The following is a 16,282-nucleotide window of genomic DNA, read 5'->3' on the forward strand; positions in this document are numbered from 1 at the left end:
GCCATAGACGATTGAGAGCGACTGGACATATTAAGGCTTTATTAGTTTGAGGGTGGTGTGCTGCCCGTCGGTGCCGATCTGCAGGAGATACACCCCGCCGGGTCGGGCCTGCATGTCCCACTCGATAAGGTGTTTGGTATCAGCCTGTTCCCACTGCTGCTCCCGCAGCACCTGCCCGTTCAGGTCGGTCAACTGCGCCCGCAGCCGCTGCCCGCCCGCGCCCGTCACGACCGCCCGCAGCCAGCCGCCCTCTACCGGGTTGGGGGCAATAATTACCCGTAGGGGTGTTTCCAACTGAGCCGCTACCCGGCCTCCCGGTGCCACACAGCCCGCGTTGACGACCACCGCAAACGGCCCGGCCCAGGTGAAGCTGCCGTTGGCAGCAAAAATCTTACAGAAATAGGTAGCCGTAGTCTGTACGCTCACCAGCGTCAGGCTGGCCGTGCCTGTACCCACCTGAACGCCCACTACGTTGATGAGCCGGTTGGCGGGTAGTTGCCCACCCCGATACCATTCGTAGCGCGTACCGGTAGTGCCTGCCGTGAGTACCACCTGACTACCCCGGCAAACGGTCTGGCTGGCGGGCGTGACCACCACCGGAGCCGTTACCGTCAGGCTGAAGAGTGTGACCGGGCTGATACAGCCGTTGGCATTGGTCTGACTGACCGAGAAGTTCTGAACCCCCGCCGTGCTGATGTTGGCTGTTGGCGGATCGAGCAGCCCCGTTACGCCCGAGAAGCTCAGCGCATTGCCGGTTGCCTCCACAAATCCGGTCAGCGACACCGGCGTTGGACTTGCGGTCAGGCTTCGGCTCTGGCTCGATAGGGCCGGAGCCGCCGGACGGGGCAGCACCGTAAGCGACGTAGTAGCTGTGGCCGTACAGCCGTTTGGCCCTGCGGCCAATACTGTAAAGCTATAGCTGGCCGTACTAAGCTCGGACACGGCGACCGTGTTGCTGGTGCCGGTGCTAATGACCCCGCTGCCACCCACAAAAGTGTAGCTGGTGAGTCCTGCCGTAGCCGACAGGTTTACTACGTTGCCCGCGCAGACGTTGGTACTACTCAGGGCCAGGCTGGGGGCGGTGTTGTTGAGCGTGAGGGTAACGAGTTGGCTGGCCGTGCTGGAACAACCGCCCGCCGAGGTGACCGTTACCGAGTAGGTGCCGCTGGCGGTCAGGCTGCGGCTGGCGGTGGTGCTGTTATCGTCCCAGCGGTAGGTGCCTCCGCCGGTGGCCGAAATGGAAACGGTTGGCGAAGCACAGGTAAGCGTCAGGTTTGTAGGCAGGTTGATGCCCGCTGTAGGTAATGCCTGCACACTCAACGTAGTGCTACTCGCCACTGTGGTGCCGTTAGCCCCGATAGTGAGCGTGAAGGTCTGTTGGCCCGAACCACTAGCCGTCAGCGTTTGGCTGAAGGACGCGCCCGTAGCCGTGCCGCTCACTGGCCCTGTGCCGTTGGTGAGGGTAAAGTTGTACGCTCCCGTCACGTCGCCCACCGTCGCCGTGAACGTAGCTACGCTGCCCACGCAGACCGTAGCGGCTGTAGGGGCAAAGCCCGCCAGAGTGGGGGCGGGATTAACGGTGACGGTAACGCTGGTGGTGCTCGTACAGCCCGCAGCGTTGACGCCCGTCACAGAGTAGGTGGTGCTACCCACACCGGGCGTAGCCGTGAAGCTGCTGCCGGTTGTTCCGTCGGTCCAAGTATAGGAGGTGCCGCCCGTTGCGGTGAGCGTAACGGTCTGCCCGCTGGTGATGGTTAGGCCGGGGCTGGCCGAAACCGTTACCGTAAACGCTGCCGGTGCGTCCTGAAACTCCACCGCGCCCATATCTACGCGCCCGCCGAAGATGCGCGGATTGCCCGCGAGGTCCGTTTGTGGCAGGGCCGTGACGGAGAATGGCCCGGTGGCGGCTGTGGCACTGCTGGGGTCACCGGCGTCGATGGCCGGGGCGCAGGCGTTGAGAGCCACGCTGGCCGTGCTGACAAAAGGCGAGGTGATGGTGGTGAGGTTGCCGGGGCCTGTGACATCCACGCCCGTAGTGTTGTCGAAGAGCGAGTAACTGGCAGTGCGTGTACCACCAAAAAAGGTATTGCTGCCTCCATTACCAAAAAACACGCAATTGGTTAGAAAACCTGCACTACCATTTGCATAAATAGCCCCCCCAAAAGCAAAAGCACCGGCTCTGTTGTTTTGAAATGAATTATTGACCAATGTGATGGTATTCGTAGTCCAGATTGCCCCGCCATTAAACCTACACTGATTACCGATGAATGAGGTGTTATAGCTAAATAGGGTGCCTGCATTTATATTTATTGCCCCTCCAAGTCCAGAAGGGGCATTGTTATTTTGAAACGAGCAGTTCACCAGCGTCAGCGAGCTGCTCGAACCGTCCTGACAGATTGCCCCACCGGAAAAAGCCTGATTGTTGCGAAATAAGCAGTTTGTAAGCTGAAGCGAACTAAAAACACTTAAAATCGCACCACCAAAATTGATGTTTCCCGAAGCTGTCGTGTTAAGTTCGAACAAACAGTTATTCACACGGACACTGGAAGAGCTACGAAAATGCATACCCCCACCCCCGGCATTGTCGCCAGAGGTGGCGTCGGCATTGCCCCCCGTAATCACAAAGCCATCGAGCAGAGCCGTGTTGTTGAGGTTTGAGCCATTAGGGTGATAAAACACATGGAAACTATTATCGGTCGTGCTGGTGGGGTCACCAATCTCCCCGCTGAGGGTGGTGCTACTGGGGTTCCCCGCGTTGGGGCTGGTCAAGGGGCGGCTGCTCAGGCTCGTTTCGTTGCCTGCAAAGCCGCCGTAGATACGCACGTTGTTCCGCATCTGGAAGCTAATGGTGCGGTCGGTGCTGGTGGTAGGCCGGTAGATACCCGCTGCTACCCATACCTCCCCGCTGCACGAAGTAGCCGAGTTGATGGCGGTTTGCAACATCGTGCCGGGGTAGGCGTTGGCCCAGCTACTGCCATTCTGCAAACCCGCCCCGCTCTGGGTCACATACACTACTGAATAACACAACGGCGCATTGACGGTCACGGTCACACTGGTGTTGCTCCTGCACCCGGCCGTGCTCGCGCCCGTGACCGAGTAGGGGGTATCGCTGGCAGGTGTGGCCGTGAAACTGCTGCCGGTGCTGCCGCCCGTCCAGGTGTAGCTGCTGGCCCCTGAGGCCGTGAGGGTAACAGTCTGTCCGTTCGTGATGGTCAGCGAGGGATTGGCTGTGACCGTCAGGCTGGGCGGCACGTTCAGCGTTGCACTAACCGACACGGTCCGGGTGCAGGCATTGGTGTTATCAGTGGCGGTAAAATATAATGGCAGGCTGCCGGGTGCGCTCAGGTTAGTGGGCGTGAATGTATTTGTGTTCTGGTCATAGGTTCCTGCCGGGGTAGTCAGGCCCGCATCGGTGTACCAGGTGCTGCCCGCCGAAAAGCTGTTAGCCCCGCCAATTTGTAGTGCGGTGGCCGACGTAGTGCCGCACACGCTAAACGAATTTACAACCAGCGCGTTGTTGGTCACGTTGGGAATGGGGTTGCCCTGCGGATACGAGATAACGCCGTTGTTGGTCAGCGTGCCGTTGTTGCTGTGGGGTTGGGTGGTGCTGACGGTGAAGAAACCGACGTTGGTCAGCGAGTTGGTATTGAGCAGATTATCGCCAATGTTCAGCGTGGCACAGGCACCGTTACTGAACGTCCCTGCGTTGGCAATGGCATTACCCCCAATGCTACCCGACATCCCGATGCTGACCGTACCCCCGTTGTTGAACGTCGTAAGCAGTTCGTTCGTAATCCCGTCCTGATTAGCCGCCGTCTGGTCGATCTGGAGCAAGCCACCGGGCAGGTTGTTGAACACCGCTGCCACTGTACCCGTGCCATTGCCATTCAAAAGCCCCCGCTCGCCTAACGGCACATTATTGCCCATTTTGATCTGGCCGGCGTTGAAAAACGCACTCGCGTTGGTCAGCCCCCGTGTAACCCGGTCTAATTGGATACTGGCCCCGGCCGTGTTGGAGAAGGAAGTTCCGGTATTCAAAATTCCCACCCCCGTATTGGCGACAGAACCGATGACTATCTTCCCATCATTACCGAACGTCCCCGCTACGTTACGGACCGCATTGCCGGGTGCCCTGTCGGCTCTGATTTCGCCCGTAGCGTTGTTGGTAAACGTACCCTGATTCTGAATGCCATCCGCTGCCGAAAAGTCGATGTTGCCAATGGTCAGCGTGGCCGAGTTGATAAACGTAGCGAAGTTGGTGATGCCTCTAACCGATGCCCGGTTAATGCTGATGTCGCCACCCGTCGTATTGGTAAAGCTGGCTTGATTGGTGATGCCATTCCCGCCGACACTGACCGACGCGCCGATGGTAATGGTGGCCGAATTGATGAAACTACCGCTGGCCCCCCCGTTGAATATAGCTGCCCCCGTACTTGCCGTCACCTGGTCAATCGTAATCAGCCCGCCAGCGTTGTTCTGAAACGTAGCCTGATTGAGTATCCCGTTGTCATTGACTGTTGCCGACCCTCCAATGGTGATGGTGCCTGAATTGATAAAGGTAGCCGCTGTACCCGACGGATTCCGCAGAGCCTGAGCCGTGGTGCGGTCGATGCTGATACGTCCGGTGTTGGTGAAGGTTCCCCGATTCCACAGACCAAACTGGCTGGTACTGGCGGTAATGTCGATAACAATCTGTCCGTCGTTGGTCACCGTTCCGCCACTAAACAGCGCGTTTGTAAAGCCACCGAGGGTCTTTGAGCCGTTGATGGTCAAACTCCCCGCACTGCTGATACTGAGCGAAGCCCCGCTTTGCACCTCCACCGAGAAGGCCACCGCCGTGGTACTGAGAATGGGTTGATTGGCCGGCCCCGACGGAATCACGACATCGCTCGTGGCCGTAGGTACGTTGCTCGATGCCCAGTTGCCCGCCGTGTTCCAGTCGCGGCTGGTGCAGCCCGTCCACGTGACTAAGCCGGGTGTGGCCCCAGCCTGAAACTCGACCGCGCCCATATCGACCACGCACCCCACAATGCGCGGATTGCCCGCCAAATCGGTGGTGATGCCCGCCAGCCCCGGTGCGTTGTTGTTGCCCGCGTTGATGGCCGGCGAACCCGTTGCCAAGGATACACTGGTCGGAGACGCAAAGGGCGAGGTGGTTGTGGTAAGGTTAGTAGGGCCGGTGCTGTAGCCCGTCACGCTCTGGTCGAAGAGCGAGTAGGTAGCCGTGCTGCTGCTGTTGGTACCGTTGAAGACGGTGTTGCCGCCCCCGTTGCCCCACAGCACACTGTTGGTCAGCGTGGGGCTGCTGCTGTTGTTGTTGAAGATGGCCCCGCCGAGGTTAGTAGCCGAATTGCTCTGGAAGCTACAGTTGGTGATGGTGGGGCTACTGCCGGCATTGTTGAAGATGGCCCCGCCATTTGCAGCCGTATTGCTTTGGAAGCTACAGTTGGTAATGGTTGGGCTGGGCACCTCGCTGGCGATAGCACCGCCCCCCCCCTCGCCTGATTACCCGTGAAGCTACAGTTGGTGATGGTGGGGCTACTGCTGCCTCCGTTGTAAATGGCCCCGCCAGTGCCAAATAGTCCCGTTGCCCGATTGTTTTGGAAGCTACAGTTGGTGATCGTAGGGCTACTATTACTGTTGTGCATGGCCCCGCCATAAGCAACACTGCTATCATCACTTACATTGCTGATGAAGCTACAGTTGGTGATGGTGGGGCTACTGCTAAGATTGATCATCCCACCACCGGCGAAACCAGTCCCCCGCCCGTTAGTGGCATTTCCGCCAGTGATGACAAAGCCATCAAGCACCGCCGTGGCGTTCAGGCCATTGTTGTTGTTGCTGATTACATTGTAGCTGTTATCGCCGTTGTTAGCAGCGTTCGGCCCGTCGTCGCCCAGCAAATCGCCACTGAGTGTACTGCTGGACGGGTTACCGCTGATGGGGTTGATGGCGGGGCGTTGGCTGAGGTCGGTTTCGTTGCCCACAAAGCCCCCGTAGATCGCCACGCCGTTTCGCATAGCAAAGCTGATGGTTCGGTCTGTATTGGCGTTGCCACCGGGTCGGTAGGTTCCGGCAGCCACCCATACCTGCTGGTTGGCGGCACTCGCCGTAATCATGGCCTGGAGGTCGCTACTGGCATTGGCCCATGAATCCCCCGTACCTGTGCCGGTAGCGACAGGTTTTACGTAGCGGATAGTCTGGGCCTGGGCCGAAAGGTTGCCCAGCAGGAGCAACAGAGAAATCAGACTGGCCTGAACCAGGCGGGTAATCAGGAAAAGAAAAGGTGAGCGCATGAGTACGGTGGGATGGCGCAAAGCCAGTGTTTTAGAGTAGTGGAATGGTACGCCACGAAGAAGTGTGATGAAACGTAGCCATGCCACGGCGTCACTTATCGTTCGGTAAGTTGCTCAGAAATACCCACGGCTCTCAATAAATTTACTATTAGGTTGTATGGTTACGCCGAGTCTACAGACCTGGATAGGTCCAGACTAACATACCTTGTCTGTATAAGCTTTGTTTGTATAAGAATCTGCCAGCCTAATGTCGACGAATCTGACTGATCTGGTCGGTCTGGCTCTGGAAGCTAAACGCCAATCTCTCTTAGTTAAACAACGGGAACGTTAGCGCGGCATAGGCCAGCCCGGCGCGATGACGAAAGCGGTTGTTGTCGGACACAACGTCGCGATTTTGCATGGTTACGCCCACCGTAAGCCATTGATACCCAAGTTTCAACTTAATATTCTGGGTTATTTTCAGTCGGGCGTATACTTCGGTGTTTAATGTTCCTATGTCGTTGTCGCCCAGCATCCGCACGTTGAAACGGGTAGGATAGCCACGCTGCTGATTATTGGCACCCCGAAAGGGCTGTGGCACTGAACCACTGGAGTCGGGTTGGAAAAGACCCGTCGAGGAGCGATAAGTGGCCGTGCGCCATCGTCCGTAGGTTATGCCCAGCAGGTCGGCACTCGCTCCAATGTCAACAATGCCCAGATTAACCTGCACCCGAATGCCCAGATTGGCCGATGTAGCTGTAATGAAATCGAATCGGACGGTATCGATGTTGCGTTCGACAAGCGGAGCAGCGAGGGCCGAAAAACCTGATTTCTCACGCGTAAGGCGGGCCGGGGCTGTGTAGAAATTCAGATTGTCGCCGTAATAGGGGGCAAATCGGAACGTCCAGCCAACCGAAAATCGCTTTTTCTCGCCGAGGTTCAGCAATTGATAATACGCAAACGAGGGGTTGTAATTGTCTTTAGTGTACCCCATGCCCAGATCGATACCGCTACTCAGGCGGGTCGCCACCGGCGACTGGGCAAAACTGCAAACGGATAAAAGCGTAAAAAGAGCAACGAGTATTTTTCTCATGCGGCAAAGATAGTTCTGAACCAGGATTAGCCAAGATTTATAAGATTACCGCAAGATGCTACGCTGCGCTTAGTTGCTGCGCTTATTTGCTACGCTGTGGATTTGCCCATGTGCTGTACACTCCTGGCTTATCCTGATAAATCAATAAGCGCAGCATAGCATCTTGTTTTAATCTTGTGAATTCTGGCTAATCCTGGTTCGAAATTTTTAGCACCGTGGCGCCCAACGGAGGTAGATTAAGCCGTATTGACTGGGGGCGGCCATGCCAGGGTTCGGTTTCACTGACAATGGGTTCGCCGTTTGTAATGCCACTACCGTAGAAGTCGCGGGCGTCGGAATTGAATAGCTCGCGGTAAGTGCCGGGTGCTGGTACGCCAATGCGATAATCGGAACGTGGCACGGGCGTCATGTTCAGCACAATCAGCAGCGTGTCGGCAGGGTTATCGCCTTTGCGGGCATACGTGACAATGCTGTTTTCGCGGTCGGTGGTATCGATCCACTCGAAACCGTCGGCCTGAAACTGACGTTCAAATAAAGCGGGTTCGGTGCGGTAGAGGTTATTCAGTGCTTTTACACACGCAGCCGCGCCCTGATGCGGGGCAAAGTTGAGCAGGTGCCAGTCGAGACTGTCATCGAATTTCCACTCGGACGTCTGCCCGAATTCTCCGCCCATAAACAGCAGTTTGGAGCCGCTGTGCGTAAACATATAGCTGAACAGCAGGCGCAGGTTCGCGAACCGCTGCCACTCGTCGCCCGGCATTTTGCCCACCAGCGAGTGTTTGCCATACACCACCTCATCGTGCGAAAGGGGTAGCATGAAGTTCTCCGTGAAGGCGTAAACCGTGCTGAACGTAAACTCGTCCTGGTGAAACTTACGGAAAGCGGGGTTCCGCTCGAAATACCGCAACGTGTCGTTCATCCAGCCCATCATCCACTTCATACCGAAGCCCAGTCCACCCACAAACACAGGCCGCGATACGCCCGGAAATGCCGTCGATTCCTCGGCAATGGTCTGTACGTCAGGATAGTTCAGGTAGATGGCTTCGTTCAGTTCTTTGAAGAGCGAGATGGCTTCGAGGTTTTCGCGCCCGCCAAAGATGTTCGGCTCCCACTCGCCCGCATTCCGCGAATAGTCGAGATACAGCATCGACGCTACGGCATCGACGCGCAGTCCGTCGGCGTGGCAGCGGTCGAGCCAGAATAGCGCGTTTGAGAGCAGGAACGACCGCACTTCGGGGCGTCCGTAGTTGAAGATATACGATTTCCAGTCGGGGTGATAGCCTCGGCGTGGGTCGGGGTGTTCGTAGAGGTGCGACCCGTCGAATTCATACAGCCCGTGGGCATCGCCCGGAAAATGACTCGGCACCCAGTCGAGAAGTACGCCAACACCAGCCTGATGGAGCCGTTCTACCAGTCCCATAAAGTCTTGCGGAGTACCGAAGCGGCTGCTGGGTGCGTAATAGCCCGTAATCTGATAGCCCCACGACGGTTCGTAAGGGTACTGCATAACGGGCATGAACTCAACGTGCGTAAAGCCCATGTCCTGAACATAAGGTACAAGCGCGTCGGCAATTTCGCCGTAGCTTAACAACCGTTCAGGGTTGGATGGGTCGCGACGCCACGAGCCGAGATGCACTTCGTAAACAGAAACGGGGGCGTTCAGGGCGTTTTTGGCTTTGCGGTTTGCCATCCACTCCTGATCGTTCCATTCGTAATAGGTGTCACGAACGATAGACGCCGTTTTGGGGGGCACCTCCCAGAAATGGGCGTAGGGGTCGCCTTTTTCCAGTTCGCGCCCGCCTTCGTGAACGAGGAAATATTTGTAGGTTTCGCCACTGCCAATAGCTGGCACAAACAACTCCCAGATGCCCGACGAGTCCCAGCGAACATTCATTGAATGGGTGCCTTTGTCCCAGCCGTTGAAGTTGCCGATGACCGATACGTAGCGGGCCGATGGTGCCCAAACGGCGAAATAAGTGCCTACAACGCCGTTATGCTCTACGACGTGCGAACCAAATTTTTCGTACAGTTTCTGGTGCTTACCCGCCCGAAACAAATAGATGTCGAATTCGGTAAAGCGCGAATATGGGCCACTGCCGACCGGAGCAGCGTCGGATTGCGCCGGTGCTGGTTCGGCAGTGGGCTGAAGTACGTCGGCAGCAGCTTTTTTTGCCTTGCCTGCGCGGCTGACGGGTTTGGGGATATTCGTAGAATCGGGTGCTGATTCGGCAGATGCGATGCGTTTCGCCATAGGTTGGATTCGTAATGAATTACTTTGTTGAACGGATAAGGGAGCGGAAAGTTAGGAAAAAAGGTCAGACCTCAGTGGCAAACGCTTTTTCAATCTGTTGTTTCATCATCCGAACGTAGGCCGTTGGGAACAGGCGCGTGAGGGCTTCAATCAGGCGGGCATCGGCTCCAATGAGTATGCGGGCCTTGTTGCGCCGAACTCCGTTCCAGATAACGCGGGCGGCTTCGGCGGGTGTAGTTTTGGCTACTTTCTCGAAGCTCATAACGCTCTGTTGCAACATGGCGTCGGTCACGAAACCGCCCAGCCCGATGCGGGCACTACTGGCAATGCTGGTTTTAATACCGCCCGGATGTACGCACGTAACGTTGATGCCGGTATCGAGCAGTTCCATCCGCAGCACGTCGGAAAACCCCCGTACCGCAAACTTAGCCGTGCTATAGGCCGACTGATTCTGAACGCCCGCCAGCCCGAATACGCTGGAAATGTTGACGATATGCCCGGCGTTGTGTTCGATCATATAGGGCAGAAAGGCTTTGGTCATGCGGACGACGCCCCAGAGGTTGATGTTCAGCAGCCACTCAAAATCGGCCAGATCGGTGTCGGTAAAGTTACCACTTGCCAACGCCACGCCTGCATTATTCACTAAAATGAGTTTACGGCCTGCCAGTGTCGCAATGGTTTCGGTGGCAAAAACACCGATTGCGCTGGCATCCGACACGTCTAAACGAACTGTTTCAACCTGACCGGTAGCCGCCTGTTTTGTTTCGGCCAGTGTGTTCTCATTCACGTCGGTAGCAATCACGTGCGCACCTTCGGCAGCGGCCTGTAGCGTCAGGTGCCGCCCAATGCCCGACCCGGCCCCGGTAATGATGACGGTGGTATTCTCGAATGTAGTCAAGAGCACGAAGGGTTTAGCAACAATCAGGTAGTTTAGTTCAGCAACCCTGTTTGCAGCATGGGTACGCTGGGGGTTATGTCGCCATCGTCTAAGCGAATTTTTTCGATTTCGCGCACCACGTCGATGATGCCTTTGAGCGGAATTTTCACCCACGAGGGCCGATAACTGATTTCATAGCCCAGTTCATACACCGCCTTTTCGAGCAGATAGATCATGAGCAGGTAGTTGGTTTCGTGATTATTTTTAAACAGCGGGTGTGGCGTACCAAAGGTGTCGAAATAAGCGTGCAGAAACGTATCGCGAATAAGATAAAACCAGCGGTCCGACACGCGTTGCAGGTGGTCGGGGTGCAGGCCATCGGTTTCGGCGGAGTTGAACAGCTTGGCCGAAACGGCATAATGATACGACCGGATCATACCGGCTACGTCTTTCAGGGGCGAATGCTTGATTTTACGCTCGGTAATGGTGCTTTCCGGTTCGCCCTCAAAGTCGATCAGAACAAAATCGTTGTGAGTGGCAAGCACTTGCCCGAGGTGGTAATCGCCGTGGATTCGTATCCGCAGCGAGTCGAGCGGGCGGGCGCGGAAGTCGGCCACAAAGGCGTCGATCATTTCTTTAGCTTCCATAAACACCCACGCCAGCCGTTGCGCCTGTTCGTCGAGTTTGGTGTAATTGTCGATCAGGAGCGCGTATCGGCGTTCGAGCAGGTCCTCGAATCGCCGAATCAGAAATTCGCGGTAATCGTCGGTAAACGGTTCGGGCGCAAAAGCCGGGTCGGAGCCGGGTTTATAAAGGGCGCAGTGCATCTCGCCCGTTCGGCGGCCCAGCAGTTCAACTTTTTCAAATACGTCTTCGCGAATGGCAAATAATCGCTGCGGTACGGCATACAGGAAATCGTTCAGGTAATCGCCCGTTTGTGCCCACGAATCTTTGTCGTTTGGCACCATGCGCTGCACCATACCGAGAGTAATATCGGCGCGGTCCAACGGGTCGGTATGACTGCGTTGCCAGATAATGCTGCCGCCAAAGGCCGGGATGTGCGCGAAATCGCTTTCGTCAGTCAGAAACGCGACCATATCGACCTCCGGGTTGGTTTCGCGGAAGAGCTTGCGGTAGAGTTTCATGAAATATTTCTCACCGAAGGTCATGGCCGAGTTACTCGAATCGACTGGCAGCACCCGCGACGACAGCGAGCCGTCGCTCTCGTCCAGCCCTTTACCACGCCGGAAGGCCAACTGCCCGTTGGTTTGGGGCAATGTCTGACTTTCGTAAATATTCGTAAACAGAGCTGCCCGGAACCGTTCGTCGTAAATGGCGTCGATCAGGAGACCGTGCTGCCCGCCTATTAGTGCGTCTGTGATGCGTCCTTTTTCGGGAATGTCGGCCACTTGCTGCGTTGTTGGCTCACGGATGAACGACAGCGGCAGCAGGTAATTTTCCGGCACGCCATCGGCATAGGCGGCTTCCAGAATGAGCAGGTAAGCCACGTCGCCATCGGGCAGCGGCAGCGTATGAACAGTTGGCACTGAGCAACCCATTTGTTGCCGGGCTTTTCCGGCAAACCAGCGGCAGGTGTTTATATACGGCAGCAGTGTCTGCGACAAAGTCGACCAAAACATAGTGTCCTGTGCCACATGGGGCCAGGCAGTGGGTAAGGAGAGAGGTGTTGCGGGCATATGTTTACTACGTCACGGCAAAGACGCCAAGACCACTAAATACCTTGCGTCTTCGCGCCTTTGCGGTGAAATTTATAATTTATACTTGACTACACATAATAAAACGTAAAAAGCCAGCCCCGGCAAAGCGAAACTGGCTTTCTTGATTCACTAATTACGTTACGCCTTCGGCGTTTTTTTTACGCGGGGCCGCGTAGTCGGAACAGCGTACTGCGTTTCTTTTTTAACGGTCCAGTCGGGTAGTTTTCGGGCCAGTTCATACACCACTTCGTCTTCCTGCACTTCCACCAGCAACGTCTTTCGGCTACTGTCAACAACGTGCGATTTGGCCCGAATCAGCCGCACGTCGTCGGCAGGTAGCGGTGGACTACCCTTAAAATTCAAGATATATCGATCCTGCGCCATAAGCCCTGAGTGTCATTGTGTTGCAATTATTCACATAGATAGCGAACAATTTTTACACAAACAACATTCCAGTGCCTTCAATGGTTGGGCCAAAGCCCATTGGCTGTACCTGTTCGGCCAGCATGTGTACAATGGCTTCGGCGCGGGCGGTATTTCGGGGCATGTTCAGAATGTCGGTGCGAACCGACAGGTGCCGGGCGGCTGCGCCCGTTGCCATCGGGCAGGCCATACTGGTGCCGCTCAGGGGCGCGTAACCGCCCGGCACCGTTGAGACGATGCCCACGCCCGGCGCAATAAAATCGACCTCCGGGCCGATGTTTGAGAAAGCCGCTACAAAGTTTTTCCGGTCGGTGCCAAACGGGGGCTGAATGTTCGGCGAATCGGTGGTGTTGGACGGAAACGTACCGCGCCGACCCATAGCCCCCACCGCCAGCGAGAGCGAAAACGACGCCGGAAAGCTAACCGGTTTCCGACCATCGTTGCCAGTAGCTACGAAGCAAACCGCGCCATTATCGTGGGCATAACTGATAGCATCTTCAATGGCATCGTCGGTAGGGCCACCGCCCATGCTTATATTGATGAGGTCGCATCCGTCGGTTACGGCCTGCTCGATGGCTTTGATAATCGCAAAGTTTGACGCACCCCGTACATTCCGTCCAAACACGCGATACGTATATAGATCAACGTTAGGGCAAATGCCCTTCAATCCAGTTGGCGAAACGCCCCGTGCGGCAATAATACCTGCCACGTGCGTACCATGTTCGTCAATGTCGGCGAAATCGGTCGGATCGTCGCCGGTTACGGTACAGGTACCACCCGCCAGTACCAGGTCGGGATGTGGTCCGCTGCCGGTATCGATTACGCCTACTTTTACGCCCCGCCCATTGGGATGGTCTTCGGGCGCAGGTGGGTAGAAGAAACGCTGAGCATCCTGATAGGTTAGCCGAACCGGAACGAGTGAAATAACAGCTTCATTGTCGAGTGTCAGATTTTGCCGCCAGAATGTCCAGTATCCCACTTTGGGGTAAATATACAACTGCTCGATTGGACGGTTGCCGATGCTTCGGAATCGCACAACGCCCTGATTATCAGAGATAGAATGTTCGCCTTCACGTTCATCAAAATTAGTGAAAGCCATAACGGTGGCACCGATGATGGGTTTGCTGCTTCGGCCTTCGCGCAGCACCAGTTTAAGGCCCGTGCGCGGTTGTCCGGCCAGCGGGCGAGGTTTGCTGCGGACTTCCTGCTGCCAGCGTTGCGGGTAATAAAACACTTCCGGTATAATACGTAATCCTGGCAATTGCGCCCGCAAATCAGGCAGTTCCTCCGCTGACAGCCGCACCAGTTTAGCCCCGCTGCATCCGATCATATCGAGTACCACGGCCCGGTCGGTCAGGCAACCGGCCAGAACGTCGTCCAAGTGCGTGCGAGTGGTTAGTCGGGCGTAGGTGTGTTGTACGTCAGAGTCGGGGTAGTTGTCGGGAAAGCGAACGCCGAGTTTAGGTAATAGAATGTAGTTCTGATAAACAGGAGGTTTGGACATGTAGCGTAAATGGTCTTTTTACAGATTCAATCTACGATTTTCTGCTCATTTTATCAATAAAAAAAGCCGGGCCATTGTGGAGAGATGTCTATTGATGGCTGACCTATGCGGCAGCGTTTGCCCAAACGTTATCTGTTACATTCCCTAAAGACGGGGCCGTGTTTCACCAAAACGCTCAGAAGTACTTGTTTATACTTCTCATGAACATATTTGCAGGTATATGTATCAAAAAAAAATAGTAGTTACTAATGCTTGCTACGTACTCAGTCCTTACATACTTTTGTATCAGTTAAGCCTATCCCGCTTATTCCACCGTCATCATGAACCGAATCACTGCCCACCCCCTTGCCTTCCTACTCCTGCTGACCGTTGCTTTTAGCTGCAACGAGCAGGTGCAACTGCCCGTTACCCCGCCCCCGCCCGACGAACCCGCCCCCAATCTGGCAACCTGCCGCATTGCCCGCACCGTTTACAAGAACCCGACCATTGGTTTAAAGCCTGATGAGATTATAGACCCCGAAACAGTAAAACTGCCCGATGGTTCGACCATTAGAGTGAGTACCCTACGAACGACAAGCTACCAGTATGATGAGCAGGGGCGCATCCGGGAGATTTATGTAAAACGATTGAAGGGGAGTTACTCCCGTTATGTCTATGAGTATAAAAACGGGGGAGTGTACACATTTGAAAGACATGCATCCGCAGATCTTGATCCCTTGATTGTACAAACTGATAGCGTTCAAACCAACGAGCAGGGTCTCATCATCCGTCCGAGGGGGTTCGGTTCGGTATCTTTCTTCTATAACCAGGATGGACAGTTGCTCAACAACTACCCTTCCTATCTGCCCTACACCCATCAGTATGTCGATGGCAACCTGACCGAAGAGTTACTCTTCGCGTCGCGGTGGCAAAGAGACGGCCAATGGCAGGGTTACGACCGGCAATACCTGCGTTATCGCTATGACCTGAACCGTCCCAACCTGCCGGTAATCCACCAGTTCCTGGGTAAGCCCAGCCGCAATCTGCCCCTGGAAGAGACCCAGGAAATTCAAAATGGCTCTCAATATCCTAATGGGCTGGCCTACCGCAAGCAGTTTGCGTATAGCTACGACCGGTGGGGCCGCGTTCGTCGGCGCATCATTCAGGGTAAGGCCTTGGTTAACTGGTGGCTGCTTGAAGATGACACCTATGGCGTCGGTGTGACCGACTTCGAGTACGCGTGTTCGCCCAACTAATCTTCTGACTTTCCCTGTTTCAGCTTAACCTATCCCGCTTACTCCACATGCTATGATGAACCATTTATCCAACCATTCTATGCTTGATTTGTATAAACACTTTACCAACACCGAGCTACAGGTGCTGCTGGGTTGTCTCGATAACAAACGCTGCAAAGCCATTGCCGATGAGTTAGGCATCAGCGTGGAAACGGTGAAGAAACACCGTAAGAACATTGCCCGCAAATTAGGCGTATCGGGCAAAACTGCTTTTCGGCAGGCTCTGAGCCAGCTCGAAACCGAGGGCTTTGCCAGTCTGCTGCGTACTAAACTGACGGGTATGTATCGGGCCAAAGAGGTTGCTACGGCTGCGCCGGAATAGCCCGAATCCGATAGTAAACTAACTCGGTGGGAGTATGCCTGCTGACCGACACGAACAAACTGTCGGCAGTACGGGTAGCTTCTCCGCTCAACGCAACCGACGGGCTGGCTTTTTCAGGCAGCGTAAGCGTTAGTTTGCCCGAAACTCGATAGCCGAGCAAGGGTCCCGGTAGGATGGTCTGTTGCTGCCAGAGCCGAACAGTGAGCGAATCGGTGCCGGGGCGGGTGGTAATCAACACCGACGCCCCGGCGTAGTGCTGTTGGGAGGTTACCCCGGCTGTTGTGCGGCTTACAGTCAGATGCCCATAGTAGGCACCCGGAAACGGCAGCGATGACACGGCGGTAGGGGGTGGGTTTTGGCAGGCTATGAACGCCCCCAGTAGTGGTGTCAGTATGGAGAAGCAGGTTGTAAGTCGAATTTTGTTTAAGCGATACTTAATTTGCGTAAATGCGTTATGCATAGCATTGGGGGGATGGGTAGTTGGCTCAGATGGTCTAAATCTGCTGCAAGAATACCCACCATACCCGCTCAGATGGCGGTTATAC

The 16,282-nt window shown here is 55.6% G+C and carries 11 protein-coding genes; 2 read left to right on the forward strand and 9 right to left on the reverse strand.

Translation table 11 applies throughout. The annotated features are described in order from the left end of the window. Positions 1–30: 30 nt before the first annotated feature. From AWR27_RS26020 to AWR27_RS03435, 8 genes are all read right to left on the reverse strand, one after another. The gene (locus AWR27_RS26020; RefSeq protein WP_077129903.1) at positions 31–5,283 is read right to left on the reverse strand and encodes a choice-of-anchor Q domain-containing protein; all 5,253 of its coding nucleotides are present in this window, start codon (positions 5,281–5,283) and stop codon (positions 31–33) included. A gap of 8 nt (positions 5,284–5,291) precedes the next feature. Beyond that, on the reverse strand, positions 5,292–6,296 hold the full coding sequence (locus tag AWR27_RS25680; protein ID WP_077129904.1) for a right-handed parallel beta-helix repeat-containing protein: 1,005 nt from the start codon (positions 6,294–6,296) through the stop codon (positions 5,292–5,294). 307 nt (positions 6,297–6,603) lie between these two features. Continuing rightward, positions 6,604–7,368, reverse strand: a complete 765-nt coding sequence (locus AWR27_RS03410) for a hypothetical protein (RefSeq protein WP_077129905.1) — start codon at positions 7,366–7,368, stop codon at positions 6,604–6,606. 187 nt (positions 7,369–7,555) lie between these two features. Next, entirely contained in the window at positions 7,556–9,619 is a 2,064-nt protein-coding gene (glgB, locus tag AWR27_RS03415; RefSeq protein WP_077129906.1) for a 1,4-alpha-glucan branching protein GlgB, read from the reverse strand. A 64-nt stretch (positions 9,620–9,683) separates the two neighbouring features. After that, a complete protein-coding gene (locus AWR27_RS03420; RefSeq protein ID WP_077129907.1) occupies positions 9,684–10,517 on the reverse strand; it encodes an SDR family NAD(P)-dependent oxidoreductase in 834 nt (277 codons plus the stop codon). A 32-nt stretch (positions 10,518–10,549) separates the two neighbouring features. Then, positions 10,550–12,136 (reverse strand): putative maltokinase, encoded by a 1,587-nt coding sequence (locus AWR27_RS03425; RefSeq protein ID WP_232325963.1) that lies wholly within the window; start codon positions 12,134–12,136, stop codon positions 10,550–10,552. Between the two features lie 216 nt (positions 12,137–12,352). Next, positions 12,353–12,598 (reverse strand): hypothetical protein, encoded by a 246-nt coding sequence (locus AWR27_RS03430; protein ID WP_077129909.1) that lies wholly within the window; start codon positions 12,596–12,598, stop codon positions 12,353–12,355. A gap of 52 nt (positions 12,599–12,650) precedes the next feature. Then, on the reverse strand, positions 12,651–14,141 hold the full coding sequence (locus AWR27_RS03435) for a S8 family peptidase (RefSeq protein ID WP_077129910.1): 1,491 nt from the start codon (positions 14,139–14,141) through the stop codon (positions 12,651–12,653). A 320-nt stretch (positions 14,142–14,461) separates the two neighbouring features. Between AWR27_RS03435 and AWR27_RS03440 the strand changes: the two genes are divergently transcribed. Together AWR27_RS03440 and AWR27_RS03445 are read left to right on the forward strand one after the other, a co-directional pair. After that, positions 14,462–15,376, forward strand: coding sequence for a hypothetical protein (locus AWR27_RS03440; protein ID WP_077129911.1), 915 nt, complete (start codon positions 14,462–14,464; stop codon positions 15,374–15,376). 79 nt (positions 15,377–15,455) lie between these two features. Continuing rightward, positions 15,456–15,737, forward strand: a complete 282-nt coding sequence (locus AWR27_RS03445; protein WP_077129912.1) for a helix-turn-helix transcriptional regulator — start codon at positions 15,456–15,458, stop codon at positions 15,735–15,737. On the opposite strand, the gene AWR27_RS03450 is transcribed toward AWR27_RS03445, so the two are convergent. Continuing rightward, positions 15,718–16,197: a hypothetical protein gene (locus AWR27_RS03450; protein ID WP_157579113.1), complete on the reverse strand. Its 480-nt coding sequence runs from the start codon at positions 16,195–16,197 to the stop codon at positions 15,718–15,720. The genes AWR27_RS03445 and AWR27_RS03450 overlap by 20 nt on opposite strands. Between the last annotated feature and the right edge of the window lie 85 nt (positions 16,198–16,282).

Origin of the sequence: Spirosoma montaniterrae, assembly GCF_001988955.1 — a bacterium.
Taxonomy (GTDB): domain Bacteria; phylum Bacteroidota; class Bacteroidia; order Cytophagales; family Spirosomataceae; genus Spirosoma; species Spirosoma montaniterrae.